Source organism: Streptomyces sp. GbtcB7, from assembly GCF_019091445.1.
GTDB classification, from domain to species: domain Bacteria; phylum Actinomycetota; class Actinomycetes; order Streptomycetales; family Streptomycetaceae; genus Streptomyces; species Streptomyces mirabilis.
This window is the reverse complement of record NZ_JAGXJM010000007.1, coordinates 28,918-55,142: the sequence shown is the minus strand read 5'-3', so window position 1 is coordinate 55,142 and position 26,225 is coordinate 28,918. Positions and strand designations below refer to the sequence as shown.

At 70.5% G+C, this 26,225-nt stretch carries 23 protein-coding genes; 14 read left to right on the top strand and 9 right to left on the bottom strand.

Annotated features, from left to right (window positions below; translation table 11 throughout):
• Nucleotides 1-65: 65 nt before the first annotated feature.
• Genes KVT44_RS13610 through KVT44_RS13585 form a run of 6 tightly spaced genes read left to right on the top strand, consistent with a single transcriptional unit; the run spans nt 66 to nt 6,447 of the window.
• Complete coding sequence (locus KVT44_RS13610) at nt 66-1,385, top strand: ABC transporter substrate-binding protein (RefSeq protein WP_217567253.1); 1,320 nt, start codon at nt 66-68, stop codon at nt 1,383-1,385.
• Between the two features lie 34 nt (nt 1,386-1,419).
• A complete protein-coding gene (locus tag KVT44_RS13605; protein ID WP_217567252.1) occupies nt 1,420-2,289 on the top strand; it encodes a branched-chain amino acid ABC transporter permease in 870 nt (289 codons plus the stop codon).
• A 3-nt stretch (nt 2,290-2,292) separates the two neighbouring features.
• The gene (locus tag KVT44_RS13600; protein WP_217567251.1) at nt 2,293-3,357 is read left to right on the top strand and encodes a branched-chain amino acid ABC transporter permease; all 1,065 of its coding nucleotides are present in this window, start codon (nt 2,293-2,295) and stop codon (nt 3,355-3,357) included.
• On the top strand, nt 3,354-4,070 hold the full coding sequence (locus tag KVT44_RS13595; RefSeq protein WP_217567250.1) for an ABC transporter ATP-binding protein: 717 nt from the start codon (nt 3,354-3,356) through the stop codon (nt 4,068-4,070). The genes KVT44_RS13600 and KVT44_RS13595 overlap by 4 nt, the downstream gene beginning before the upstream one ends.
• A complete protein-coding gene (locus tag KVT44_RS13590; RefSeq protein ID WP_217567249.1) occupies nt 4,067-4,840 on the top strand; it encodes an ABC transporter ATP-binding protein in 774 nt (257 codons plus the stop codon). Before KVT44_RS13595 ends, KVT44_RS13590 begins: the two co-directional genes overlap by 4 nt.
• The gene (locus KVT44_RS13585) at nt 4,837-6,447 is read left to right on the top strand and encodes an FAD-binding oxidoreductase (RefSeq protein ID WP_254649357.1); all 1,611 of its coding nucleotides are present in this window, start codon (nt 4,837-4,839) and stop codon (nt 6,445-6,447) included. The genes KVT44_RS13590 and KVT44_RS13585 overlap by 4 nt, the downstream gene beginning before the upstream one ends.
• A gap of 209 nt (nt 6,448-6,656) precedes the next feature.
• Here KVT44_RS13585 and KVT44_RS13580 read toward each other — a convergent pair whose 3' ends face one another.
• On the bottom strand, nt 6,657-7,403 hold the full coding sequence (locus KVT44_RS13580) for a glucose 1-dehydrogenase (RefSeq protein ID WP_217567248.1): 747 nt from the start codon (nt 7,401-7,403) through the stop codon (nt 6,657-6,659).
• A gap of 5 nt (nt 7,404-7,408) precedes the next feature.
• Nucleotides 7,409-7,879 carry a VOC family protein gene (locus KVT44_RS13575; RefSeq protein WP_217567247.1) on the bottom strand — a complete coding sequence of 157 codons (471 nt, stop codon included), beginning with the start codon at nt 7,877-7,879 and terminating at the stop codon, nt 7,409-7,411.
• A gap of 197 nt (nt 7,880-8,076) precedes the next feature.
• Here KVT44_RS13575 and KVT44_RS13570 point away from each other — a divergent pair, with 197 nt between their 5' ends.
• The 3 genes from KVT44_RS13570 (at nt 8,077) to KVT44_RS13560 (ending at nt 12,298) form a co-directional block, all read left to right on the top strand.
• Nucleotides 8,077-9,498, top strand: a complete 1,422-nt coding sequence (locus KVT44_RS13570) for a benzaldehyde dehydrogenase (RefSeq protein ID WP_217567400.1) — start codon at nt 8,077-8,079, stop codon at nt 9,496-9,498.
• 49 nt (nt 9,499-9,547) lie between these two features.
• Nucleotides 9,548-11,248 (top strand): thiamine pyrophosphate-binding protein, encoded by a 1,701-nt coding sequence (locus KVT44_RS13565; protein ID WP_217567246.1) that lies wholly within the window; start codon nt 9,548-9,550, stop codon nt 11,246-11,248.
• 123 nt (nt 11,249-11,371) lie between these two features.
• The gene (locus tag KVT44_RS13560; RefSeq protein WP_217567245.1) at nt 11,372-12,298 is read left to right on the top strand and encodes a hypothetical protein; all 927 of its coding nucleotides are present in this window, start codon (nt 11,372-11,374) and stop codon (nt 12,296-12,298) included.
• Here KVT44_RS13560 and KVT44_RS13555 read toward each other — a convergent pair.
• Complete coding sequence (locus KVT44_RS13555; RefSeq protein ID WP_217567244.1) at nt 12,285-13,241, bottom strand: helix-turn-helix domain-containing protein; 957 nt, start codon at nt 13,239-13,241, stop codon at nt 12,285-12,287. The two genes, KVT44_RS13560 and KVT44_RS13555, sit on opposite strands and share 14 nt — an antisense overlap.
• Before the next feature lie 13 nt (nt 13,242-13,254).
• Entirely contained in the window at nt 13,255-14,715 is a 1,461-nt protein-coding gene (locus KVT44_RS13550; RefSeq protein ID WP_217567243.1) for an aldehyde dehydrogenase family protein, read from the bottom strand.
• 144 nt (nt 14,716-14,859) lie between these two features.
• Here KVT44_RS13550 and KVT44_RS13545 point away from each other — a divergent pair, with 144 nt between their 5' ends.
• Nucleotides 14,860-15,459: a MarR family winged helix-turn-helix transcriptional regulator gene (locus KVT44_RS13545; protein ID WP_217567242.1), complete on the top strand. Its 600-nt coding sequence runs from the start codon at nt 14,860-14,862 to the stop codon at nt 15,457-15,459.
• 175 nt (nt 15,460-15,634) lie between these two features.
• Here the strand turns inward: KVT44_RS13545 and KVT44_RS61035 are convergent, their stop codons facing one another.
• From KVT44_RS61035 to KVT44_RS13520, 5 genes are all read right to left on the bottom strand, one after another.
• Complete coding sequence (locus KVT44_RS61035) at nt 15,635-15,931, bottom strand: hypothetical protein (protein ID WP_368857590.1); 297 nt, start codon at nt 15,929-15,931, stop codon at nt 15,635-15,637.
• A 7-nt stretch (nt 15,932-15,938) separates the two neighbouring features.
• Nucleotides 15,939-16,580, bottom strand: a complete 642-nt coding sequence (otnC, locus tag KVT44_RS13535; protein WP_217567240.1) for a 3-oxo-tetronate 4-phosphate decarboxylase — start codon at nt 16,578-16,580, stop codon at nt 15,939-15,941.
• Complete coding sequence (gene otnK, locus KVT44_RS13530; RefSeq protein ID WP_217567239.1) at nt 16,577-17,830, bottom strand: 3-oxo-tetronate kinase; 1,254 nt, start codon at nt 17,828-17,830, stop codon at nt 16,577-16,579. The genes otnC and otnK overlap by 4 nt, the downstream gene beginning before the upstream one ends.
• Nucleotides 17,831-18,065: 235 nt before the next feature.
• Nucleotides 18,066-19,169, bottom strand: coding sequence for an isocitrate/isopropylmalate dehydrogenase family protein (locus tag KVT44_RS13525; protein ID WP_217567238.1), 1,104 nt, complete (start codon nt 19,167-19,169; stop codon nt 18,066-18,068).
• 157 nt (nt 19,170-19,326) lie between these two features.
• Entirely contained in the window at nt 19,327-20,037 is a 711-nt protein-coding gene (locus KVT44_RS13520) for a FadR/GntR family transcriptional regulator (protein ID WP_254649356.1), read from the bottom strand.
• Nucleotides 20,038-20,352: 315 nt separating this feature from the next.
• Between KVT44_RS13520 and KVT44_RS13515 the strand changes: the two genes are divergently transcribed.
• The 4 genes from KVT44_RS13515 to KVT44_RS13500 all read left to right on the top strand — a co-directional run bounded on the left by KVT44_RS13515 (nt 20,353) and on the right by KVT44_RS13500 (nt 26,189).
• Nucleotides 20,353-21,525, top strand: a complete 1,173-nt coding sequence (locus KVT44_RS13515; protein WP_217567237.1) for an ABC transporter substrate-binding protein — start codon at nt 20,353-20,355, stop codon at nt 21,523-21,525.
• 48 nt (nt 21,526-21,573) lie between these two features.
• Nucleotides 21,574-23,367, top strand: a complete 1,794-nt coding sequence (locus tag KVT44_RS13510; RefSeq protein WP_217567236.1) for an iron ABC transporter permease — start codon at nt 21,574-21,576, stop codon at nt 23,365-23,367.
• Nucleotides 23,360-24,454 (top strand): ABC transporter ATP-binding protein, encoded by a 1,095-nt coding sequence (locus tag KVT44_RS13505; protein WP_217567235.1) that lies wholly within the window; start codon nt 23,360-23,362, stop codon nt 24,452-24,454. Before KVT44_RS13510 ends, KVT44_RS13505 begins: the two co-directional genes overlap by 8 nt.
• Nucleotides 24,455-24,536: 82 nt before the next feature.
• Nucleotides 24,537-26,189, top strand: a complete 1,653-nt coding sequence (locus tag KVT44_RS13500; protein ID WP_217567234.1) for a PHB depolymerase family esterase — start codon at nt 24,537-24,539, stop codon at nt 26,187-26,189.
• Nucleotides 26,190-26,225: the final 36 nt, after the last annotated feature.

Here is a 26,225-nt window from a genome sequence, read left to right as displayed (position 1 = left end):
TTCCTCCCCCTCTTCCTTCCCTCTCCTTTCACCCGAGCCGAACCCACCGTGAGCAGGAGCCCCCTGTGAAGACCCATGGCAGAATCCTGAGCAGTCCACTGCTCGCCGTCGCCACCTGCGTGCCCCTCCTGGCGCTGCTGGCCACCGGCTGCGCATCCTCCACCGCCGACACCACCGCGGCCCCCTCCGCCAGCCCGTCCAAGGCCTCCCCGTGCGGCCTCGGCAACGGGAAGAAGGCCACTGGCGCACCGATCAAGCTCGGAGCCATCGTCACCGACACCCCCGGCCTGAGCTTCACCGATGTCACCGACATGGCGAACGCGTACTTCTCCTGTGTCAATGCCAACGGCGGCATCAACGGCCGCCCCGTGGAACTCGTCGTGGAGAAGGACGCCCTCGACCCACAGCTGACCGCCTCTCTGGCGACCAAGCTCATCGACAGCGAGAAGGTCGTCGGCTTCACCGCCAGCACCAGCGTCCTGGACTGCTCGGTCAACGCCAAGACGTACGCGCGGAAGGCTGTCTACGGCATCGACGCGGGCCTGATCGTCGACTGCTTCAACTCGCCCGCCATCGCCCCGGTGAACGTCGGCTCCAGCTACAGCGCCCTGGCCACCGCCCAGTACCTGCTCGACAAGGGCGCCAAGAAGCTCGTCATCTTCACCAGCAACACCCCCGGCTCCAACGCCATCAACGACAGCATCAAGGCGCTGGGCAAGAAGGCGGGAGTGCCGGTGACCGCCTGGGTGGAGAACGTCCCGGTCTCCGACGCCAACGGCCTCGCGCTCAAGGCCGCCCGGGCCGCGGGCTCCGGCGGCGGCGTCGTGGTGAACCTCAACGCCGGCGAGGCGCTCAAGGTCTTCCAGGCCATCCAGCAGCAGGGCCTGATCGACCAGGCCCTCTGGGGCTGCCCGGCGGGCTGCAACGACGAGTCCATGCTCAAGCAGCTCGGCAGCGCATGGGACGGCAAACTCGGCGTCAACGCCGAAATGAACCTTGCCAGTTCCTCCGGCCCGGACAACCAGCTCTACCTGCAGCTGCGCAGGAAGTACGCGCCCAGGACCCAGCTGGGCAACTTCGGCCAACTCGGCTTCACCGCCGCCCGGATCGCCGTCCAGGCCCTGCTGGGCATCAAGTCCGGCACCTACACCACCGCCACCGTGGGCGACGCGTTCAAGGCGGTCAAGGACTTCAAGTCCGACCTGTACTGCAAGCCCTGGTACTTCGGCGGTCAGGCCTTCCACACCGCCAACAACACCACCCGGACCATCACCCCGAAGAACGGCCAGTGGACGCAGGCCCAGGGCTGCTCGGAGATCCCCGCCCTGCCGAACAACAACTTCGGGAAGATCCGCGCCTACGAGAAGCAGATCGGTCTCGGCTGACCGCCGGCGGCTGATCGGAACAGGACGTCTCACCATGCCGAGCCTTCTGCCCTTCCTCGTCCTCGGACTCGCTCTCGGTGGTGTGTTCTCGCTCTCCGGCATCGGCATCGTGGTCCTGTACCGCACCACCGGAGTGCTCTATCTGGCGGGCGGGGCGGTGGGCGCCGTCGGCGCCTTCACCGCCTGCTCTCTGGCCACCACCGCAGGCCTGACCGTCTGGCCCGCCGCCGCACTGGGCGTTGCCCTGTCCGCGGCGATCACCCTGCTGTACGGCCTGGTCCTCGGCCCCCGGCTCGCCCAGCGCGAACCGCTGGTCAAGGCCGCCGCCACACTGGGCCTGATGCTCGTCTTGCTGGGCACCATGTCCTGGATCTGGGGCGCGCAGACCTACTCCCTTTCCCTGCCCACCACCGCCTGGGGCCTGACCCTCGGCACCGTGCACGTCAACGGCACCCAGCTGACCAGCCTGGCGCTCGGCCTGCTGCTCACCGCCGTCACCGCGCTGTTCCTGGACCGTACGGCCCTGGGCACCGCGATGCGCGCCCTGGCCGACAACCGCGAGAACAGCGCCATGCTGGGGGTGCCGGTGCGCCGGGTGGAGGCCGCCGCCTGGCTGGGCTCCGGAGTCGTCTTCGGCCTCACCGGGATCCTGCTGTCCAACCTGGTCGGTCTCGACATCACCGGGCTGACCTTCCTGATCATCTCCGGGCTGGCCGCCGCCCTCGTCGGACGGCTGGAGTCGCTGTGGACGACGCTGGCGGCGGGGCTGGTCATCGGCATCGCCCAGTCCCTGCTCACCCCCGTCGCGAGCCTGTCCTCCTACCGGTCCATGACGCCGTTCCTGGTGGCGATCGCGGTCGTGCTGGTCATGGCCGTCCGCCGCCCGTCACAGACAAGGGTCTGACGAATGAACGTCTTCCAAGGCACGCGCGGCGTCCGGGCACCGGACGCGCCGCGCCCGACCGCGGGCGAGCGGCTCGGGCTGCGGCCACCACTGTCGGCCGCGGCCTGGCCGACCGGCGTGACGGCCGCAGCCGTACTCCTGCTGCCGCCGCTCACCAGCGCGTACTGGATCCAGGTCCTCACCGCCGCCGCCGTGTTCTCGGTCGCCGCCCTCGGCCTGAGCGTGCTGTACGGGCGGGTGGGACTGATCTCGCTGGGCCAGATCGCCATGCTGGCGGTCGGCGGCTGGACGGCCGAACGCCTCGGCCAGAACGGCGCGTTGCCGTTCCCGCTGGTGCTGCTGGTCACCGGCCTGGTCACCGGCCTGCTCGGGATCGTCATCGGGCTCCCGGCGCTGCGGCTGTCCGGTCTCTATCTGGCCCTGATCACCCTCATGCTCGCGGCGGCGGTCACCATCGTGCTGACCAACGCCAACTTCCCCAACGGCGGGAAGGGCTTCTTGGGCTACGACCCCGTGAAATCCGGCACCGTGCCGCTGGCCCGGCCCGACCTGGCCGCCTCCGACACCGCGTACTTCCGCTACACGGTCGTCGTCTGCGCCCTGATGTTCCTGCTGGCCATCGCCCACACCCGGGGCAGACCGGGCCGGGCGTGGGCGGCGATCCGGCAGAGCGAGCACGCGGCGATGGCCGCCGGGATCAACGTCACCCTGTACAAGCTGTGGGCGTTCGCCCTGGCCTGCTTCATGACCGGCGTGGCCGGGGCACTGCTGGCAGCCAGCGCGGGCGGACTGACGGTCTATCAATTCCCGCCACAGGAGTCGATCACCCTGCTGGCGGCCCTGCTCATGGCCGGCATGTACAACTTCGCCGGGGCCGTGATCGCCGGCCTGATGCTCAAGGCGATGCCCGCCCTGCTCGACACCTGGGGCGTCAGCGGAAACGTCCTGCTGATCCTGTTCGGTGTCGGCCTGGTCCAGACGCTGGTCACCTCGCCGGAAGGCATCGCCGGTCAACTCGGCCGGGACCTGGGCCGGCTGGCAACCCGTATGCGGAGGAGCGCGTCGTGATCGAGATCGAGGGACTGACGGTACGCTTCGGCGGCGTCACCCCCATCCGGACCATGGATCTGACCCTGCCCGCCACCGCCTGCGGCGTCATCGGCCCCAACGGCGCCGGCAAGACCACCCTCTTCAACGTACTCAGCGGTTTCGTCACCCCCGCCGCCGGCCACGTCCGGGCCTTCGGCGACGACCTGCTGGCCCTGTCCGGCCACCGCAGGGCCCGCTGGGGGCTGCGCCGTACGTTCCAGACCGAGCAGGCCATCGAGAAGCTGTCCGTGTACGACAACGTGGCCATGGTCCACGAGCACACCGGGGGCCGCCGCCGTGACCGCCGCCGGGACGTGTTCGCCGCCCTGGAGTTCGTCGGCCTGTCCGTCAGTCCGTCGGCGCCCGTCGGCGCGCTCGGCGCCGGCGAACGGCGGCTGGTGGAACTGGCCCGCTCGGTCGTCGGCCGCCCTCGCGTCGTCCTGCTCGACGAGCCCGCCGCCGGACTGCCGGACGAGGAGACCGGCCGGATCGGCGCCGTGATCCGGCGCATCCCGGCGGACTTGGACGCCATGACCGTACTGGTCGACCACGACATGAACCTGGTGTCGGCCTGCTGCGAGGTCACCGCCGTACTGGACTTCGGCAGGCTCATCGCCGTCGGACCCACCCAGGAGGTCCTGCGCGACGAGCACGTCGTACGGGCCTACCTCGGCACCGAGGAGGCGGCATGACCACCAGGACCAGGACCAGGACCACGACCGCGCTCGCCCTGCACGTCGAAGGGCTCCGGGTCGCGCGCGGCACCCGGACCGTCCTGCACGACGTCAGTCTCGACGTCCCCGCCGGTGAGGTCACCGCCCTCCTCGGCCCCAACGGCGCCGGGAAGTCCAGCCTGGTCCTGGCCCTGGGCGGGGTCCTGCGCCCCACCGGCGGCCGGGTCCTGCTCGGCGAGCGGGAGCTGACCGGCCGTCGGCCCGAACAGGTGCGCGCGGCCGGGGTGGCCGTCGTACCCGAGGGACGGCGGCTGCTGCCCGGCCTGACCGTCCGCGACAACCTGCACACCGCCGTCTACGCCCTGCCCCACGCGGCGCGCCGGGCCGGGGTCGACCACGCGCTGGAGCTCTTCCCAGAGCTGAGGGAACGCTGGCGCACCCCCGCCCGCTCCCTGTCCGGCGGGCAGCAGCAGATGGTCGTCCTGGCCCAGGCCCTCGCCTCCCGGCCGTCCGTGCTGGTCGTGGACGAACTGTCGCTGGGCCTGGCCCCGGTGGTCGTCAAACGGCTGATGCCGGTCCTGGCCGACGTCGCCGCCTCCGGCACGGCCGTCCTGCTCATCGAACAGTTCGCGCACGTCGCCCTCGCCCTGGCCACCACGGCCCACATCCTGGAAGGCGGCCGCATCCGCTTCAGCGGCACGGCACAGGAACTGAAGGACCACCCCGACAAACTGAGCACCGCCTACCTGCTGCGCGCGAACGCCGACCCCGAGGACTCCCCGTCATGACCCAAGTGGCCCTCTCCACCGCCGCCCTGGACGCGCTCACCGCCGCCCTCGGCCCGGAGCACGTCCTGCACCGCCCCGAGGACCTGCTGCCGTACCGCGACCCGTACTCCCACGCCTCCTGGCAGGAGCACACCCCCTCCGCCGTGGTCTCGCCGGGCACCGTCGAGGAGGTCCAGGCCGTCGTCCGGATCGCCGGTGAGCACCGGCTGCCGCTGTGGACGTTCTCCCAGGGCCGCAACAACGGCTACGGCGGCCCGGCCCCGGCCACCGCCGGATCGGTGTCGGTCAGCCTGCGCCGTATGGACCGCATCCTGGAACTGGACGAGGACCTCGCCTACTGCGTGGTCGAACCAGGCGTGCGCTTCTTCGACCTCTTCGAGGAGATCCGCCGACGCGGCCTGGCCCTGTGGCCGTCCATCCCCGACCTCGGCTGGGGCAGCGTCGTCGGCAACTGCCTCGACCACGGCGTCGGCTTCACCCCGCTCGGCGACCACCCCGGCCGCCAGTGCGGCATGGAGGTCGTCCTCGCCGACGGCTCCCTGCTGCGCACCGGCATGGGTGCCATGGAGGGCAACACCTCCTGGGCGCTGCGCAAGTTCGGCTTCGGCCCCACGGCCGACGGCATGTTCATGCAGTCCAACTACGGGATCGTCACCACGATGGGCTGCTGGCTCGTGCCGCGGCCCGAGGTCTACATGTCCTGCGACGTGCGGGTGGAGCACGAGGAGGACATCGTCGCCCTCATCGACACCGTCCGCCCGCTGCTCCTGGACCGCACCATCCCCAACTACCCGATCGCCTACAACACGATGCTCGTCGGCGGTGCCCTCAGCGGCGTCCCCCGAGAGCACTGGTACGACGGCGAGGGGCCGCTGCCGGAGGAGGCCATCGACCGCATGGCCCGGGAGACGGACGCGGGCCGCTGGTACATGCGTTTCGCACTGTACGGTCACGCGGAGATCGTGGAGCAGCAGTACGCGGCCTGCCGCCGCGCCTTCGAGGCCATCCCCGGCGCCCGCGTCACCGCCCGCACGTACGACGGCGCCACCGTCGTCGACCGGCTCACCGCCCCCACCGAGCCGGTCCCGGACAGCCCGGCCGCCGCGCTTCCGCGCATCCGGCACCAGTCCGACACCACCCAGGCCGGCATCCCCACCCTCGACCTGCTGGACAACCTCAGCTGGGACGAACACGGCGTTGGCGGACACCTCGACTACTCACCCGTCGCCCCGCTCACCGGCACCGAGGCGCTGGAGCAGAGCCGCTGGTTGCGCGCCGCCCTCGCGGCCGAGGGCCTGGACTACGCCGCCTCCCTGATGCTCACCCCGCGGGCCTTCGTCAACATCACCTCGGTGTGGTTCGACACCGCCGACGAGGCGCAGACCCGGCACGCGTACGACGTCATCGGCCGCCTCGTCCCCGAAGGCGCCCGCCGGGGCTACGGCGTCTACCGCACCCACCTGCGTCACATGGACGCCGTCGCCGACACCTTCGACTACGCGGACCACGCCCTGCGCCGCTTCAACGAGACCGTCAAGGACTGCCTCGACCCCCACGGCATCCTCTCGCCGGGCAAGCAGGGCATCCGGCCGCGCGCGCTGCGCTGACGGCGGGCAGGTGCTCAGGTGCTCCTCAGGTGCTGGGCGTCGGGCGTAGGGCGTAGGGCCCGCGGGCAGCACGGCCGCGGGCCCTACGCCGTTCCACGGGAGAGAGCGGGGGGAGGGTCCGGCGGTCATGCCCAACGGCGAGAGCTCCGGGGGGGCCCGAAGACATCGGGCCCACCCGGAGCTCTCGCCCGTACGCGCCGCGGGAGGTGTCACATCGCGGACGCGCCCGCGTCGACCGGCAGGCCGACACCCGTGACAAAACTCGCCTGGTCGGAGCAGAGCCAGACCACCGCCGCCGCCACCTCCTCCGGCTCACCGAGCCGTTTGATGGCCATCCGGCCGACCCACTGCGCGAGCTGATCGTCCGTCAGCACATCCATGAGCGGGGTACGGATGGACGCCGGGCAGACGGCGTTCACCCGGATACCGGACTCCGCGTACTCGACGGCGGCGGTCTTGGTGAGGCCCAGCACCCCGTGCTTGCTGGCCACGTACGCGCCGAGCAGAGGTGGGGACACCAGCCCCGCCAGCGAGGAGGTGTTGACGATCGCGCCCGTGCCGCCCTGGGCGAGCATCTGCCGGATCTGGTGTTTCAGACCCAGCCAGACACCCTTGAGGTTGACGGAGATGACCCGGTCGAAGTCGGCGGCCTCCATGTCGACCAGGCTCGCCTGGTGCTCGATGCCGGCGTTGTTCAGCGCGAAGTCGAGCCGCCCGTAGGCCCGTACGGTCTCGGCGACCATCCGTTCCTGGTCCGATTCGCTGGTCACGTCGCCGGGAACGAAGACGGCCCGGCCGCCCTCCTTCCCGATCAGCGCGACCGTCTGCTCGCCGCCGTCCCGGCTGCTCTCCAGGTCACTGACGACCACCGCCGCGCCCGCGCGGGCGAAGGCGAGCGCACAGGCCCGGCCGATGCCGCCGGCGCCGCCGGTGAGCAGTCCGTACTTGCCCTCCATCAGCTTCACAGTGTCGCCCCCGCGCGGATCTGGATCAGCTCGATCAGGTTGCCCTCGGGATCGGCGAGATAGCCGAAGCGTACGTCCGGGTGGGGTGCCTGGCCGGGCGGCACGATCACCGAGGCGCCGGCGGCCAGCACGCGGCCGTAGAGCCCGTCCAGGTCGCTCACGCGCAGGCAGAAGTGCCCGTAGCCCTGCTGGAGCACGGCCGCGTCGGGATCGGCCGCGGGCGGCGACGGGACCGAGTCGGGGCGGGACATCAGTTCCACCGCGTATCCGTCGGGGCTGCGCAGCACGACGGCGTGCATGCCCTGGGCCTCGACCTCGAAGCGGAACTCCTCGGTGAGTCCGAGTGCCTTGGTGTAGAAGACGACGGCCGCGTCGAGATCACGGACCGACAGCCCGACATGGTCGAAGGCCGTGGTTCCCTCCGATGTCCGCGCCGTCGTTGCTGCCGTGGGGTGCATCGAGCACATCGCTACCTCCTGCGGAGTAGTCGATAATCTGAGACATCTAAGCAGTCTGTTGAGTTCGAGAACAAGAGTCGTGCAGGTGGAGGGTTCTCTCGTACAGGGCTCTTGTCATCTTCGAAACCCCGAGAATACTGTGACATCTAATCACTTCAAGGAGTGCATCGTGAGTCTTCGTCGACGCGGACACCTGGACCGCGAAGATCGTCATCGACGGCTGGGCCGACGGCTCGGCCGGAACCGCCCCGGTTGTCGAGCCCGCCACCGGCAACCGGCTCGGCACCATCGGCCTTGCCGGCGCCGAGGACGTACGCAAGGCCTCCGCCCGCGCGGCGGCCGCCCAGGCGCGGTGGGCGGCCCGGCCGCCCGAGGAGCGGGCCGCCGTCCTGCGCGGAGCGGGCGACCTGTGGGAGGCGCACGCCGAGGAGATCCAGGACTGGATCGTCCGCGAGGCGGGCTCCATCCGGCCCAAGGCGGCGCTGGAGACCCACATCGCCGCCCAGGAGTGCTACGAGGCGGCGGCTCTGCCCAGCCATCCGCACGGCACCGTGCTGCCCTCGAACGAGGCGCGCTGGAGTTTCGCCCGGCGCCGGCCGGCAGGTGTGGTCAGCGTCATCGCCCCGTTCAACTTCCCGCTGATCCTGTCCATCCGCTCCGTCGCCCCGGCCCTCGCGCTGGGCAACGCGGTGCTGCTCAAGCCCGACCCCCGCACGGCGGTGTGCGGCGGGGTCGCCCTCGTACGGATCTTCCAGGAAGCCGGTCTCCCCGACGGGCTGCTGCAACTGCTGCCCGGCGGCGCCGAGACCGGCGAGGCGGTGGTCACCGCACCCGAGGTGCGTGTCGTCTCCTTCACCGGCTCCACGGCGGCCGGCCGCCGGGTCGGCGAGCTCGGCGCCCGCCACCTCAAGCGCACCCACCTCGAACTCGGCGGCAACAACGCCCTGATCGTGCTGCCGGGTGCCGACCTGGCACTGGCGGCCTCGGCGGGCGCCTTCGGCTCCTTCATGCACCAGGGGCAGATCTGCATGACCACCGGCCGCCACCTGGTCCACGAGAGCCTGCACGACGCCTACGTGGAGGCCCTGGCCGCCAAGGCCGCCCACCTGCCGGTCGGCGACCCCGCGACCGGTCAGGTGGCCCTCGGCCCGCTCATCGACGACCGGCAGCTCCAGCGCGTCGACGACCTCGTCCGGCGGACCGTGGCCGCCGGGGCCAGGCTCGCCGCGGGCGGTACCCACAAGGACCTGTTCTACGCCCCGACGGTGCTGGCCGACGTCACGGCGGCGATGCCCGCCTGGGCGGACGAGGTGTTCGGCCCCGTGGCCCCGGTCGCGTCCTTCGCCACGGCGGAGGAGGCGACCGCGATCGCGTCGGACAGCGAGTACGGGCTCTCGCTCGGCGTCCTCGGCAACGTCGGCGACGCCATGCGCATCGCCGACGCCGTGCCGAGCGGCATCGTGCACATCAACGAGCAGACCGTCTCGGACGAGGCCAACAGCCCCTTCGGCGGCGTCGGCGCATCCGGCACCGGATCGCGTTTCGGCGGCGCCGAGGCCAACATCGAGGCCTTCACCGAGACCCAGTGGCTCACCGTGCGCCCCGAGATCGCCTCCTACCCCTTCTGACCAGGACCACCAGGACGACCAGGACCACCAGGACAGGAGCCGCATCCCCATGGGCGAGATCAACGCCGGTCAGGCTGTCGTCAACGCACTCCGGGCCGAGGGCGTCAGCCATGTCTTCGGTATGCCGGGCGGCCATGTGCTGCCCATCTACGACGCCATCCACTCGACGCCGGGCATCAGCAGCCATCTCGTACGCCACGAACACCACGCCGCCGCCATGGCCGCCGCGCACGCGCAGCTCACCGGCGAACCCGCCGTCGTCCTGGTCACCGCCGGACCGGGTGTCACCAACACCCTCACGGCGGTCGCCGAGGCGTACGTCGGTGCTCTGCCCATGATCGTGCTGGGCGGGCGCGGTTCCACGGCGACCGCCCACCGGGGCGCCAGCCAGGAGGTCGCCACCGACCGGGTCTTCGCCCCGGTCACCAAATGGTCGGTCCGGGCCGACCGGGCCGACCTCCTCACCGACCTTGTGCGCCAGGGCTTCGCCATCGCCCGCGGCGGCAGGCCCGGCCCCGTCCTGATCGACATCCCCCGGGACCTCCTGACCCGACTCGTCCCGGACAAGCCGTACCGGCCGGCCGGCCCGGCCGCCCGGACCGCCGCCGACCAGCCCGCCGTCGACGCCGCGGCGGCGGCTCTCGCCGGTGCCCGGAGCCCGCTCGTCATCGCCGGCGGCGGAGTCGCCGCCTCCGGCGCCTTCGACGAGCTGCGCGTCCTGGCCGAACGTCTCCCGGCTCCCGTGCTGACCAGCCTCGCCGGACGCGGCAGCCTCCCCGACGACCACCCCCTCGCCGCCGGCGGCCTCGGCGCCCACCGCAACCCGGTCGCCAAACGGCTGCTCGCCGAGGCCGACGTCGTCCTCGGCCTCGGCACCCGCTTCGAGGAGATGGAGACCAACTGGCAGCCCACCGCGCTCCCGTCCCCCGACGCCACCTACGTCCAGGTCGACATCGACCCCGCCGAACTGGGCCGCGCACTCCCGGCACACATCCCGGTCACCGGCGACATCGGACGGGTCCTGGAGCAGATACTGGCCGCCCTTCCGCGCGACACGTGCGCGTCCCCGGACCGCACCCGGCGGCTCGCCCGCGACATCGCCGCCCTGGACGCCGACATCGACCGCATGGCACTCGACGAGAGCGCCCCCATCCACCCGGCCCGCGTCATCCGCGCCGCCCGCTCCGTCTTTCCCCGTGACACCGTCCTCGGCGTCGACGTCGGGGCCCTCGCCCAGCACATCGGGGGCGCCTTCCCCTTCTTCCGCGTCTACGAGCCCCGTTCGGTCATCGTCCCGTCCAGCTTCTACGGCATGGGGTTCGCCGCCGCCGCCCTGCCCGCCTCCCGGCTGGTCCACCCGCACCGCCCCGCCCTCTGTTTCGTGGGCGACGGCTCCTTCCAGATGGTCATGAACATCCTCCCCATGGCCGCCCAATACCGGTTGGGCGTCACCTGGTGTGTACTCGACGACGACGCCCTCGGCTCCATCCGGGACCTCCAGGAACACACCTACGGCAACCGCATCCTGGACACCGAGTTCCCCTTCCAGCCCGACTTCGCCCGCCTGGCCGAGGCCTGCGGCGCGTACGGCGAACGCGTCGACGACCCCACCGCCGTGCCCGACGCGCTGAAGCGGGCCCTGACCGAGAACACCGCCGGCCGCCCCGCGGTACTCGACTTCGCTGTAGCGCGCACCCGGCTCGCGCAGACCAAGGAGCACTACTGCACGACCTATCCGCAGGACGCCTGAGGCGGCCCGCTGCCTTCGTACCCGGTACGACAAGTTGTGGTGCCGCCTGGAGCAAGACGCGGCGCACCTGTGCTGTCAGGGTCGTCCTTGAGGACAGGGATCCTGTGACGGAGGAGGTGTGTCGTGTCGAAGAAGCGCGGCAGCGGCAAGAGGTGGGTCGAGAAGGAGATCGCGCAGCTCGATCCCGAGGTCGACTACGAGAAGATCATCGGCCTGATCGTCGGCTATCAGCTCAACGAGTTCGTGCTGAATCTGTCCTACGCGGTCTCGTTCATGAACGTGATCCAGGCGTCGCACGGCTCCGAGACCCTGATGCACACCCGTAAGGTCACCGACCACCAGCAGAAGCGTTTCGACGACAGCCTCGACTATCTGGTCGAGTGGTACGTCCTGGGGCCTTCCCACCCCGACGTACGCAAGTCGATCACCCGGCTCAACCGCCGCCACATGGCGCTCGCGAGGCAGCTGCCGGGCAACTTCGCCGACCATGACGACTTCATCCAGCCGCTGGCGCTGATGGCACTGTTCAGTCATCGCCTGCGGATCGACGTAGGGCTCTCGGGGATGCCGGACAACCTCCGGATCGCCTTCCACCACTGGCTGCGCGACCTGTCGAAGCTGTTCGAGACCGAGACCGGGCCGATCCGGGGCTTCCCGGACGACTTCGACGGCATCGTGGCCTTCGCCGAGAAGTTCGAGGACCGCGACTACCCCACCACCGAGCACGGAAGGGTCGCCGCCGCCGCGCTGGTGCAGCAGTTCGCCGAGCGCTGGTTCCCGCGCCCGCTGTGGCCGCTCGGCCGTGCGATCGTGCTCGCCGTGACCCCGGAGAAGGTGCGCGGAGTGCACGGCCTGCCCCACCCGAACCGGGTGGCGGCCAGGCTGGTCAGGTGGGGATTCCGACTGCTGCTCGGCGCGCAGGAGCGGTTCCTGCCCGACTCCACGACCTTGATCAGCGAGCGCCGGGCGACCGGCGCGTACCGCGAGCAGCGCAAGGCCCGCGCCGCCGGGGACACCGCCGCGGCGGCCCGGGCGGCTACGCAGGCGTGAGCGCGGTGGTCCGGAAGGCGCGCGGGGACATCCCGTAGCACGCCCGGAACAGATGGCTGAAGCGTGAGGCGTTCGGGATGCCCCAGCGTCCGGCGATCGCGGAGATCGGCAGCTCGCGCAGGGAGGGGTCGGCGAGGTCGCGGCGGCAGCACTCCAGCCGCCGCGACCGGATCAGTTCCACGACGGTCGTGCCCTCGCCCGCGAGCAGCCGGTTGAGGTAGCGCACCGAGATGCGGTGCGCGGCGGCGATCCGCGCCGGGTCCAGCTCGGGGTCGCCGAGCTGGACTTCCACGTACTGGTGGATCCGGGCCACCAGGTCGGGCCGGGGGCCGGACGCGGCGGGCGCCGTCGGGAGCAACTCCTCCAGGGCGGCGGTCAGGACCGCGGCCACCGCGTCGCCGAGCCGTTGCTCCTGACGCCAGGTGACGGCGGCCGGCCGGGAGACGAGCGAGGTCACCAGCGCCGCGGCGGCGGAGCCCGCGCCGCTGTCGCCGTCGACGCGCAGCGCGGTGAGGTCCAGCAGCCGTCGTGGCGGAAGTGCCAGCATGCGCCCGGGCAGCACCATGGCCACCGTACGGGCGCCGTCGGAGAAGTCGACGGAGCACGGGCGGGTGGGCTCGCACAGCGTCAGGTCGCCGGGTTCCAGCCGCGACTGACGGCATGCCTGCAGAACCGTGGCGCTGCCTTCGAGCTGGAGCAGCACCAGTACCTCGGGCGGCAGCGGGCCACGCCGGACGACGGCCGCGCTCCGCCGCAACTCGCCCTCCGGCATGACCGCTTCCGAGTACCGCAGGGCGCCGAGCCGCCCATGCCGCATCCGGCCGAGTATCTCGCGGGTACGCGGATGGAAGCTCAGCGGCGCGTGCGCCGAGGACAGCGCCTCCTGCCAGCGCGAGCCGCGTTCGTCGACCGGCCAGCCGGCGGTGTCGATCACGATGGACATGGGCGGGTCCGCATCAGAAGGGGTAGTCCGGGATCTGGCTCTGGGCGGTGACCCACTGCACCTCGGTGAAGGCTTCGAGGTTGCCCTGGACACCGCCGAAGCGGGCCCCGGTGCCGGAGGCGCCCAGGCCACCGAAGGGGGCGACGGCCTCGTCGGAGACGGTCTGGTCGTTGATGTGGACGGCGCCGACCGGGAGCTTCTCGGCGAGCTCCATGGCCTTGAGGCCGTCGCCGGTCAGGATGCCCAGCTTCAGCCCGTACGGGGTGTCCGTGGCGAGCGCGATCGCCTGGTCGAGGGTGTCGTACGACACCACGGGCGCGACCGGACCGAAGACCTCCTCGGCGTACGCGGGCGCGGTCACGGGCGTGCCGGCCAGTACGGTCGGCCGGTAGAACAGGTCCTCGTACGTGCCACCGGCCGCGAGCCGCGCCCCGGCGGCGACCGACTCGGTGACCAGGCGGTGGATGCCGTCGCGCTGCCCCGCGTCGATGACCGGGCCCAGTGCGACCTGCTCGATGAACGGGTCGCCGACGGGGAGGCGGTCGGCGTGCTCGGCCAGCGCGGCGGCGTAGGCCTCGGCGATCGCCGCGTCCACGATGTGGCGGCCGGTGGTCATGCAGATCTGGCCTTGGTGCATGAAGGAGCCGAACGCGCCCGCCGACACCGCTTTCTCCAGGTCCACGTCGGCGGTGACGATCAGGGCGGAGTTGCCGCCCAGCTCCAGGTGGGCGCGCTTGAGGTGCACCCCGGCGAGGCGGCCGACGATACGCCCGGCACGGGTGGAGCCGGTGAAGGAGATCACCCGTACCAGCGGGTCGGTGACCAGGGCCTCGCCGACGTCCGCGCCACCCGGCAGCACGGACAGCACTCCTTCGGGCAGCCCGGCTTCCTCGAAGACCCGGGCCAGGACCACGCCTCCGCAGACCGCGGTGCGGGGGTCGGGCTTGAGGATGACGGCGTTGCCGAGCGCCAGCGCCGGGGCGACGGAGCGGACGGACAGGATCAGCGGGAAGTTGAAGGGCGAGATGACCCCGACGATCCCGGCCGGGACCCGGCGCGTCAGGCTGATGCGCGGCTGGGCGCTGCGCAGCAGCTCACCGGCCGGGTGCGAGGCCAGGGCGGCGGCCTCGTAGCACTCCTCGGCGGCGGTGTGCGTCTCCAGCTGTGCCTTGGCCGGGATGCTCCCGGACTCCCGGACGATCCACTCCTGGATCTCCGCCGCCCGCTCGTTCCAGATGTCCCCGGCCCGGCGCAGCACCGCCGCCCGCTGGTCGTACGGCAGCGCCGCCCACTCGCGCTGGGCCCGCGCGGCCCGCGAGGTGGCGGCGGCCACGTCCGCGGGGCCTGCCTGGCCGATGCGTGTGAGCTCCTTGCCGGTGGCGGGCTCGGTGACGGCGTACTCGCCGCCGGAGCCGGACACCCAGCCCCCGAGCCGGATCCGGGACTGCCAAGCGGACTCGTCCAGCCAGGCCATGACATCTCCTCATTGAGTGGTGGCGCAAACGCGTGGTAGTTAGAAGTCTAACGACCGTGTCGACGGTAGAAGGCGGGCCGCGACCGCGTCAAGACTGTGTTACGTAAAGAGGAACCACTCGTACCCGGACAGGAGCCCCACCGCATGGCAGACAACCCGACTGGTGAGCCGCCTTCCGAACCGGTACCGACGCGTGGTGAACGCCTGGCCGCCGCCTCCGGCTTCGACGTGCCCGGCGCGGACCCGAGACTGGCCTCCATGTCCGTCGGCTACAACCTCCTGCGGGCCGCCAAGAAGATCGAGCGTGATATCGAGACCAACTTCGCCCGGCCGGCCGGTCTGACCTTCGCCGCCTTCCGCCTTATGTCGGCCCTCCGGCTCGGCGGTCCGCAGACTCCGCGTCGGCTGGCCGATCAGCTCAGCGTCTCCAAGGCCAGCGTCACCTCCGCGCTGGACACCCTGGAACGCTCTGCCCTGCTCACCCGCAGCCCCCAGCCGGACGACGCGCGCATGCTCGTCATCACCCTCACCGAGCCGGGCGACCGAGTCGTCGACGAATTCCTGCGCTGGTGGAGCACCAACCGCGAAAAGCTCTGGCTGGACGCCCTCACCTCCGGCGAAGAACTCACCCTCGCCCACCTCCTCGGCAAGATCGCCGCCAGCGACCCCGAACCCCCCGCCGAACCGCAGCAACGGCTCGTCCCGCGTCCATCTCCTCCGCGTACTCCAGGAGCGCCGGGCTGATCCGCGTGGGGTCGGTCCCCGTGATCGAGCAGGGCTCGATGTCAGCCGCGACGGAACGGTTGACCATGAGGACGAGTACGGATCCTCGCGACCGGTCGCGGCGGAGAGGACGATGCCGCCGCTCGGTGACACCTTCTCGGCGCAGCTGAGGACGGCAGCGGTCGCGTACCGGGCCTCAGGCCAGGAGACGCGCGCCACGTGGTGTTTGCGCACCTCTGTCCGTCGGCTGGGTGCGGCCGACGGACAGCATGACTTTGTCGTCGTCCGCGTAGAGGCGGGCGCCGGGGTGGAAGGTGATGCCGCCGAAGCCGGCCGGGATGTCTGCAGCGCCCACGCCGGCCTTGCGGCTCTTACGGGGAAGGGCGCCCGACGCCTCGAAGCCGAGGCCGAGTTCGGCGCGGGCGGCGGTCGCCGAGGTGTCGGGCGTGAGTTTCCCCGGGAGGGCAGTGGTGCGGGGCTGCCGCGCTCGGATCCGGCCGTCAGGAGGGGTGGCCGAGCGCGGCAGCCTGCTCGGGGGTGAGGGGGCGGGTCCGGCGGCCGTGCAGGAGGAGGTGCAGCTTGGCGGTCTCTTCCAGTTCCTCGACCGCGTCGGCAGCCTGCGCGAGCGTGCGGCCCGCGACGACCGGGCCGTGGTTGGCCAGGAGTACGGCATGGTGATCGCGCGCGGCCTTCTCGGCCAACGGCTCCAGGGAGGCGTCCCCAGGCGCGTGATAAGGCAGCAGCGGAAGACGGCCGACGCGCATCGCGTAGTACGCGGTCAGGGGCGGCAGTACGTCGGCGGGGTCCACGTCGGCGAGGCAGGAGACAGCCGCGGCGTGCGTCGAGTGCAGGTGGACGACCGCCTTCGCGTCGGGCCGGGCACGGTAGAAGGCCGCGTGGAGGAAGGCCTCCTTGGAGGGACGCGGCCCGTCGAGGTGACGGCCTTCGGTGTCGATGCGCGCGAGGGCTTCGGCGGTCAGGGTGCCGAGGCTGGAGCCGGTCGGGGTGAGCAGCACGGTGTTGTCCGCGAGGCGGACGCTGAGGTTGCCGGTGCTGCCGTGAGTGAGTCCGCGGGTGAAGAACGAGTGCGCGGTGCGGACCAGCCCGGCGCGGGCCTGCCGCTCGTCGGTGTGGTCGGTCACATGGTCTCCAGAGCGCGGGAGAACAGGTCGGGGGCGCCGAAGTTGCCCGACTTGAGCATCAGCGCCAGTTCGTCCGTGCCGGTGGTCCGGGTCCAGGGCACGCCGGGGTCCACCTCGGTGCCGACCAGGACGGCGCGTACGCCCAGAGCGGTGGTGACGGCACCCGAGGTCTCACCGCCGGCGACGATCAGACGGCGCACACCGCGCTCGACGAGATGCCGGGCCAGCGTGCCCAGCAGGTTCTCGACCAGGCTCGCCCCTTCGGACGTTCCCAACTGTGCCTGGGTTCGGGCCAGTTCGTCAGGTGCGGCGGAGGCGTAGAGGAGGGCGGGGGCGTCGGCGGGCTGGGCGTCGTACCAAGCGAGTGCCGCGGCGATGACGTCCTGGCCGGTGGCTGCGGCGAGCGGGTCCAGCCGGAGAGCGGGGTGGCGCGTGGAGAAGTGGGCGATCTGCTCAAGGGTGCGGGCGGAGCAGCTCCCGGCGAGGATCGCGGCCCGACCGTCGTGCGGAATCGGTTCGGCCGTGTTCTGGCCGGTGGTGGGGTAGGCCCGGCCGAGTCCCTCGGCCAGGCCCGCCGCGCCGGTCACGACGCCGAGTTCCAGACAGGCGGCACCGATGGTCTCGAGGTCGGCCTCGACAACGGCGTCGATGATGACATGGCGTACACCCTGGTCTTCGTGCGCCCTGAGTGCCTCGGCGACCGTGACCGGTCCGGTACGCACAACTGGCAGCGGAATCAAGCCGACCGGATGCTTGGACTGAGCGCTCATGAGCCGTACCAGGTCGGAGTCCGTCATCGGTGTGAGCGGATGATGACGCATGGGTGACTCGGCGAGCAGCCGGTCGTGGACGAAGAGGTGTCCCTGGTAGACGGTGCGGCCGTTGGCGGGGGAGGCCGGGCAGACAACGGTCAGGCGACTGCCCCCGGCGTCGAGCAGAGCGTCGGCGACGGGGCCGATGTTGCCTTCGGCGGTGGAGTCGAAGGTGGAGCAGTACTTGAAGTAGACCTGCGCCGCGCCCTGGGACCACAGCCACTTCTGCGCGGCGAGGGATTCCTGGACCGCGTCCTTCACCGGTGTGCTGCGGGACTTGAGGGCGACGACAACGGCGTCGCAGTCGTCGGGCAGCGCGGCGTCGGCTTCGGGGAGGCCGAAGACAAGGGCGGTGCGCAGTCCGGCCCTGCGCAGGGCGGCGGCCACGTCGGTGCCACCGGTGAAATCGTCGGCTATGCACCCCAGGCGCACGGGCATCGGACTGCTCTCCTCTATGTCTGCTGTATCTGCGCAGGTTGTCTGTACAGGCTCAGCCGGGTGGGGCGGGCCGGGGCCGGGCGGGGCGCGGCCTGAGGATTCTCCCGCGGAGTGTGAGCGGACGAGTCCGACCGCCCGGCACTCCCGGGGCGTGGATGGCGTGCAGTGAGAGGGAACGGAGCGCGGGGCGACTCCGGTTCCGCGACCGCCCCGCCGCCTGCCGGGCCCGGCAGGCTCAGGCCTGGCCGGCCCCGTCGTCGATGGCCCGCACGACAGCGCTGGTGAACTCGGTGGTTGAGGCCGAGCCCCCGAGGTCGCGTGTGGAGATGCCGCTCTTGATGGCGGCGGCCACACCGGCCTCGATGACGGCCGCGGCCCTGCTGATGGCCGGGTCCTCGTGGCGGGCGCCGAGCCACTCGAAGAGCATCGCGCCGGACAGGACCATGGCGACCGGGTTGGCGATGTTCTGCCCGGCGATGTCGGGGGCCGAGCCGTGCGAGGCCTGGGCCATGGCGGTGCCGGCGGAGGCGTTGATGGAAGGCGCGGTGCCCAGGGAGCCACTGATCTCACCGGCGAGGTCGGAGAGGATGTCGCCGAACATGTTCTCGGTGACGATGACGTCGAAGTCCTGGGCGCGTCGGACCAGGTGGACGGTCATGGCGTCGATGTGGAAGTCGTCGACGGCGACGTCGGGATACTCCTCGGCGACTTCCTGGCACACGGTGCGGAACAGTCCGGTGGTGAGCTTCAGGACGTTCGCCTTGTGCACGATCGTCAGCTTCTTGCGGCGCGAGCGTGCCAGGTCGAAGGCGACACGGGCTACGCGCTCGGTGGCCGTGCGGGTGATGATGCCCATGGCGATCGCGACGCCCTCGACGGGGCTGAATTCGCCGGTACCCGCGTACGTGTTGCGGTCGGCGTAGAAGCCCTCGGTGTTCTCGCGGACGATCACCAGGTCGGCGTTCTCGCACACGGCCCGCGCGCCGGGGAAGCTCTTGGCGGGACGGATGTTGGCGAAGAGCTGGAAATGCTTGCGCAGTGTGCCCGACGGGTTGAGCGCGGACTTGTGCGGCTCGGGGTAGCTGACGCTGTCGTGCGGACCGAGGTACCAGCCGTCGAGCTCGGTGAGTGCTTGTTTGGTCTCGTCGGGCACGGGGGTGCCATGGGTCTCGATGGCGCCGGCTCCCAGCGGAAGCGTCACCCAGTCGATCTTCCCGGCACCCGTGGCGGCCACCGCGGCATCGGCGATCGCCACTGCGGCCGGCACGATTTCGGGCCCGATGCCGTCGCCTTCGAGCACGCCCAGCCGGTAGACACGGGCCGTTGTTGCTTCAGCCACTGCCCTTGCACCTCTTCACGGATTGCGGAGGAGTTCCCGTCCCGGGGAGCTCCTCGGTCGTCGGAGCGGGCGCGGCAGCACCCGGGGATGACTGGAGCATGCCCGCGTACCCCGCAACATGTCAACCGGTAAACCGGATGACCGTTTCGCGTTCCCTTCACTGCTCGTTGAGCCGTGCCCGCAGCCGACGCGTCGCGGAATCCATGTGCGCGTGCATGGCGGCTCGCGCGGCCCTGGGGTCGCGGGCCCGCACCGCCTCCAGCACCGCGGCGTGTTCGGCGAGCTTGCCCTCGCCCGGCTTGCGGATATTCTTCTTGATCCAGACCACGACCAGCGACTCGAGCCGGGCCTGGAAGCCGGTGAGTGCCGAGTTGTGCGATGCCTGGGCCAGTGCGCGATGGAAGGCCAGATCGGCTTCCAGATACTTGGCGGGGCTGTCGTGGACGGCTTCCATCCGGGCGAGGTGGGTCTCCAGCGCGGTCAGGTCGTTGGCGCTGCGGCGCAGCGCGGCCAGCTCCGCGAGGTCCACCTCCACGCAGGCGCGCGCCTCCAGCAACTCGTCCATTTTGTGGTCGCCCAGCAGCAGTCCCCACTCCAGGACCTGCGGCAAGAGGTCCGACGTCGCCCCGCGCACATACGTCCCGTCGCCCTGCCTGATCTCCAGCAGGCCCAGCAGCGACAGTGACTTGAGGGCCTCACGTACCGCCGAGCGGCCGACCCCGAACACCTCGGCGAGCTCCCGTTCCGGCGGTAGCCGATCACCTGACCGCAACTGCCCGGACGTGAGCAGATGGTCGAGCAGACGCCGGGCCACCTCCACTGCCGGAGTGCTCGGCTCTTCGCGTTCGATCCTCTGTAGGCCTGCCATCGTCTGCGTCCTCCTGCTCGAAGTGCCGGCCGATCAAACGGCTGCGCGCCAAACCGTAGCGGTCCGGCGGCATGATGCTCCGCGCCCATGATGTTTCGCGGATACGTCACCGACATGGAGGCGAAATCTCCATCGCACAGTGAACAGCGACCCGGCAAGTGGTTGACAGGTTTACCGGTTGAGGTCCATCGTCGTCGCAACCACGGGAGCAGACCCGGCACCGGCCGCCCCGCACCAGCCCGTTCCGGCTCGATCGGCCCAGGTGCTCTCGTCGCAGCTGACAGCGCCGTCGCGCCAGACATGAGAAGAGCCCCCATGTTTCCCACCCGTTTCGGGCCCGGATCCGCAGCGGCCCCCGCCCGCGGGCCATCCCGCCGCAGTGTGCTGCGCGGTGTCGCCGCCCTCGGGGCGACCGCGGCCACGAGCGGAGTGCTGACCGGCTGCACCAGCGGCAACGCGAATGCCGCGGCCAAGCCCGCACCCGGCTACTACCCCGGCGACTACGACGTGATCGTCGACGCCTCGCGCCGGGAGAAGAAGCTGCTGATCTACTCGAACACCTCGCAGACCGCCTGGCAGCCGATCTTCGAGGCCTTCACCGCCCGCTACCCGTGGCTGGAGGACATCCGAGCCACCAACCTGGGCAGCTCCGCCGTCTACGAGCGGTACTACAGCGAGGCGGCCACCGGTACCTCGCCCGCCGATCTGCTGGTCTCCAACGCGCCGGGCAACTGGGCCGACTACGCCGGCCGGAAGATCGCCGGCGACTACTCGTCGCCCGAGAAGACGAAGCTCCCCGACTTCGCGGAGATGCTGCCCGGTGTCTGGGTCTTCTCCACCGATCCCATCGTCGTGCTCTACAACCGCAAGACGCTCGACGAGGGGCAGATCCCCAACGGCATCGCCTCGCTCGCCTCGCTCGCCGAGTCCGAACCGAGCCGCTTCCGCGGCAAGATCGGTGCTTACGACCCGAGCAACGCCTTCGGCTACGCCAGCAACCAGGGCTACACGAGCAACGTGCCTGACGGCTGGCAGAACTTCACGCGCATCCTGCCGTTCGTCCGGGCCGACCACTCCTCCGGCACCCTCGTCGAGAAGGTCGTCTCCGGTGAGTACGACGCCTCGATCAACATCAATGGCGCGGTCGCCGTACCCGCCGCCGAGCACAGCGGTGGGCTGCTCGGCTGGACGTACTGCGAGGAAGGCACGGTCGTCGTGCCCCGCGCCATCTCCATGGTGAAGACCGCCCCGCACGGCAATGCCGCACGGCTCTTCCTGGATTTCCTCCTCTCCGACGAGGGACAGAAGGCCGTTGCCGCCGGAGGTCTCACCCCGTACCGGCCGGGTGTCGAGCAGTCCGGCACCGACAGCCTGCAGGATCTCCAGCGCAAGCTGGGCACGGACCGCGTTCACCTCTACCGGTACGCGGCGGTCGAGGAGAAGGACCAGGACGCCTACCTCCACCGCTGGGAGAAGGCCAAGGGCTGATCACCGCCCGTTTCCCGACCCGATCATCTCCCAGCAGACGGAGGTCCCATGGCCACCCAGACACCCCCGGCCCCGGCCGACGCACCACCCCGTTCCCTGCGCCCCGGTGAACTGGGCATACCCAGCTACCGGCGCTGGTTCGGCGCCGGCCGCGAAGCCTTCATCCACTACCTCACCTTTCTTGTCACGGTCGCGCTCGTCCTCGCCCCGGTCATCCCGATCCTGTTCCAGTCGGTCCGCAACCAGCCGCTCTACGAAGCGGGCGGGGCCTTCACCCTCTCCAACTACGTTCACCTCTTCACCGAGGCGGGCTTCGGCACGATCATCCTCAACACCTTGCTCTTCGCGGTGCTCACGACGGTCTTCGCACTCGCCATCGCCGTGCCGATGGCGATCCTGCTGACGCGCACCCGCTTCCCCGGCGCACGGATCATCGGGCAGATCGTGCGCTGGCCCATCTACATCTCGCCGCTCGTCCTCGCGTTCGGCTGGATCGTGGTCTACGGTCCGGCCGGATTCCTGACCACCGCACTGCGTGAGTACGCGGGTTTCGTGCCCTGGGACCTCTACACGCTGCCCGGCATGGCCTTCGTCGAGGCCGTCGCCCAGGTTCCCGTCGCCTTTCTCTTCTGCGCCAACGCGCTGGCCTCCTCGGACACCTCGCTGGAGAACGCGGCCCGCACCGTCGGCGCGGGACCGATGCGCATCCTGCGCTCCATCGTGGTCCCGATGCTGCGCCCGCCCATGCTCTACGCCGGTCTGCTGATCTTCGGTACGGCCGTGGAGACCCTGTCCATCCCGCTGATCCTGGGCGAGCCCTCCGAGATCACGATGTTCTCCAGCTTCCTGTACAACGAAGGCATCGACTCGATCAATCCGGACTACGGTCTCCTCGGCGCGGCGTCCACACTGATCCTGGCCGCCACCATCACCCTGGTGATCGCCCAGACCCGGCTTCTGAAGCACGCTCAGCGCTTCGTCTCCGTACGGGGCAAGGCCACCCGTGCCAACCTGCTGGACCTCGGCAACTGGAAGTGGGCGGGCTTCGCCTTCGTCGGCGTCTACCTGGTCCTGGGCGTACTGCTGCCGATGATCGCGCTGATCGCGCGGGCGTTCACCTCGCTGCTCACGCCGCTGGTCAGCCCGTTCTCCACACTCACGCTCGACAACTTCCGGCTGATCTTCGACTATGCGCCCTACACCGAATCGATCGTCAACTCGATCACCATCGCGCTGATCGGATCGATCGCGGTCACGCTCATCGGCACGGTCGTCGTCCTGGTCGCGCGCCGCTCCGAATTCCGCTTCGCGCGACTCCTGGAGACCGCCGCCCTCTCCCCGCACGCTGTGCCCGGGCTCATCATCGGCATCGGCTTCTTCTGGGCCTTCGCCTGGGCGCCCGGCGGCGACGCCGTACGTGGCACGCTGATCGCTCTGATCATCGCCTTCGGGGTCCGTGCCCTTCCGTCCGCTTTCGGAGCGATCTCACCGTCCGTGATGCAGCTCGGCAGGGAACTCGACAACGCCGCCCGAGTCGCCGGAGCGGACTGGTGGCGAACCGTCTCGCGGATCCTGATCCGCCTGCTCGTGCCCGCCATGCTCGCCTCCTTCGTCCTCATCTGGACGGCGATGATCAGGGAGTACGCGCCCGCCATGTTCCTGGCCGGCGCCGAATCACAGGTCATCGGCACCACCGCCATCGACCTGTGGACGCAAGGGGAGACCGGCTCGGTCGCAGCCCTCGCCACCATCCAGATCGCCGTCACCGCCGTCGTCGCGGGCCTCGCCGGGCTGCTGGTGAAGGAAAAGAAGACGCGAAACAAGGGGAAGAACAATGCCTGAGCTGGTTGTCGAGAACCTCGTCAAGTCCTTCGGCGGGAACACCGTCCTGGAAGACATCAACTTCACCGTCCAGGAAGGGGAGTTCTTCACCCTCCTCGGCCCGTCCGGCTGCGGCAAGTCCACCACGCTGTCCTGCGTGGCGGGCCTGGAACACCCCGACTCCGGCACCATCCGCGTCGGCGACCAGGTCTTCTTCGAGGGCACGGGCAAGCACGCCGTGCCGCCGGAGGGACGCAACCTGGGCCTGGTCTTCCAGTCGTACGCCCTCTGGCCGCACATGACCATAGCCGACAACCTCGCCCTCCCCCTCAAGCTGCGCAAGGTGAGCAAGGACGAGCAGCGCCGCCTCATCGACGAGGCCCTCGGCAAGGTCGACATGCTGCACCTGCGGGACCGCTACCCCCACCAGCTCTCGGGTGGCCAGCAGCAGCGTGTGGCACTGGCCCGCGGCATCGTCTACGCCCCTGGCGTACTGCTCCTCGACGAGCCGCTCTCCAACCTGGACGCCAAGATGCGCGATCAGGCCCGTACCTGGCTCAAGGCCCTGCAGCGCGAGGTCGGGATCACCACCGTCTACGTCACCCACGACCAGATCGAGGCCATGTCACTGTCCGACCGCATCGCGGTCTTCATGCACGGCCGCCTCCAGCAGGTCGGCACCCCCACCGAGATCTACGAGACCCCGGCCACCCCCGAGGTCGCGGGGTTCATCGGCCGCTGCAACCTTCTCGAAGGCCGTATCGGAGAGGCGCCGGCCGACCGCAGGACCGTGCGCGTCGAGCTGGGGGACACCGGACAGCACTTGGACGTCGTACGCACCGACGGAGCCGCCCAGGGGCAGAAGGCCACCGTCGGCCTGCGGTCCGAGCGGATCACGCTCGCCGAGCGCGCGGACGTGCCCGCCAACGGGGTCAACGTTCTTGAGGCGAAGATCGCTCAATGCTCGTACACCGGCGCCCGCTTCGAATACGAACTCACGGTCGGCGGACTCACCCTCCAGGCGGAGAGCGAGGTCCGTTACACCGGCTCGGAGATCAGCCTGCTGATCCGCCCCGAGGACTGCCTGCTGTATCCGGCAGCGGCCTGAGGGCACTGGCACCACGGGAGGGCCGAACGGGTTCGGTCCTCCTCGTTCTCCTTCCCGCGCGAAACGCAGACGGAGCCGCCTCATGAAACGCCGTACGTTCGTAACCCTCGCCGCCGCCGGACTCGGTAGCGCCCTCGCCGCAGAAGGGTCCGCGGCTGCCCAGCCGCGCAGCCGCCGGCCGGCCGCCGCGTCGCAGCCGCTGTCGCACCAGACGATCGAATCCGGGGGAGTGACTCGCAGGTTCTCCGTCTACGTACCGAGTGGCCAGCCCGCGTATCGCGCTCAGGATCCGAAGAACAATCCGCTGGTGATCGTGATCCCTCCCGACGACGAGAGCGGCGCCGGGTATGCGGCACGTACCGCGTGGACCCGAGTCGCCGAGGACCGCGGCTTCATCGTGGCGTTCCCGGTCGCGGCCGACGGGGGCTGGAACATCGGGTTGTCCGCGGACCGCCCCGATGACATCGCCTTCGTCACCGCGGTCACCGACACAGTCCGCGGCACCTACAAGTCCAATGAGATCAACACCTACATCGCCGGCGAGGGAGCGGGCGCGGCGCTGGCCAACCAGGTGGCCGCGATCTCCTCGACTCGCTATGTCGCGGTCGCGGGCTGCGGGGACGGCGTTCCCCTAGACTTCTACGACAAGGCCGCCTCCCGGCTGACCGTCACCGCGATGTCCGGCTGGACGTTCCTCCGCGGCCCCCGGCCATCGGCCGAGGAGAGCCGCCAGATCGCGTACTGGAGAGGCGCCAACAAGGGCCGGCCCCATGCCCAGGTGCGCGTGTCGCGCCTGCGCGATGGGCGGGGTTTCGCCAGCACCGACGTCGTCGAGGCGGTCTGGGACAGGATGTTCCACCCGACGCTGCGTTTTACCGATCAGGACTCCGTCAACGGCCATCTCGTGCCGTTCCGGACAGCACAGGAGATGGGGCTGCGCTGGTGTACGAAGACCATCGGCGGTGCCTCCCGGAGGTGGCTGGTCTATCTTCCGACGCGCTATCGGTCCTTGACCAGGCACGGCCGGAGGCTGCCGGTCGTCATGTCCTTCCACGGCCGTAACGGCTCGGCCCGTTTCCACGCCCAGCAGTCCTACTGGGCGGACGTCGCCGAGAAGTACGGTTTCATCGCGGTGTTTCCGCAGGCCGAGCCGCTCCCCGGAGCCGGGCCCCACGACAACATCGCCTGGAGCCCGGACGCCGCCCCCGACAACACCGATGTACGCGTGGCCCTGGGCATCGTCGAAGACATCGATTCCCGCTTCGAAGCCGACCTCACGCGCGTGTACGTCACCGGCTTCTCGCAGGGGTCGGCGTTCACCAACCGCCTCGCGGTGCAGTACCCCGAGCGGTTCGCCGCCATAGCGCCCCAGTCCGGCCACCTCTTCCGGGCGAACGACTACAGCGCACCCGTCGTGCGCACCGACGTGCCACTCCCGGTCTGGCAGTTCAGAGGAGTCGACGAAGTACCCGGTGACTTCCCGGGCGGCAGCTCCGGGGAGGCGGCCTCGCGCGTCTTCTGGCGGGAAACGGTCGACAGGAACCTCCAGCGGCCCCGCACCGTCGTCGACGGCCGGTACACCACCGAGGTGTTCACCGATGGCGTCGCCGAATACCGCTGGACCGTCAACGGTGACGTCGGCCATTTCCCGCCGAACGGCGTGAACCACAAGGTGTGGGCCGAGTTCTTCTCCCGTTACCGCCGGCTTCCCGATGGTTCTCTCGAAGTTCACTGAGGGATTCGTGAGTGAGCCGGCACGCGGCGCGGCCCG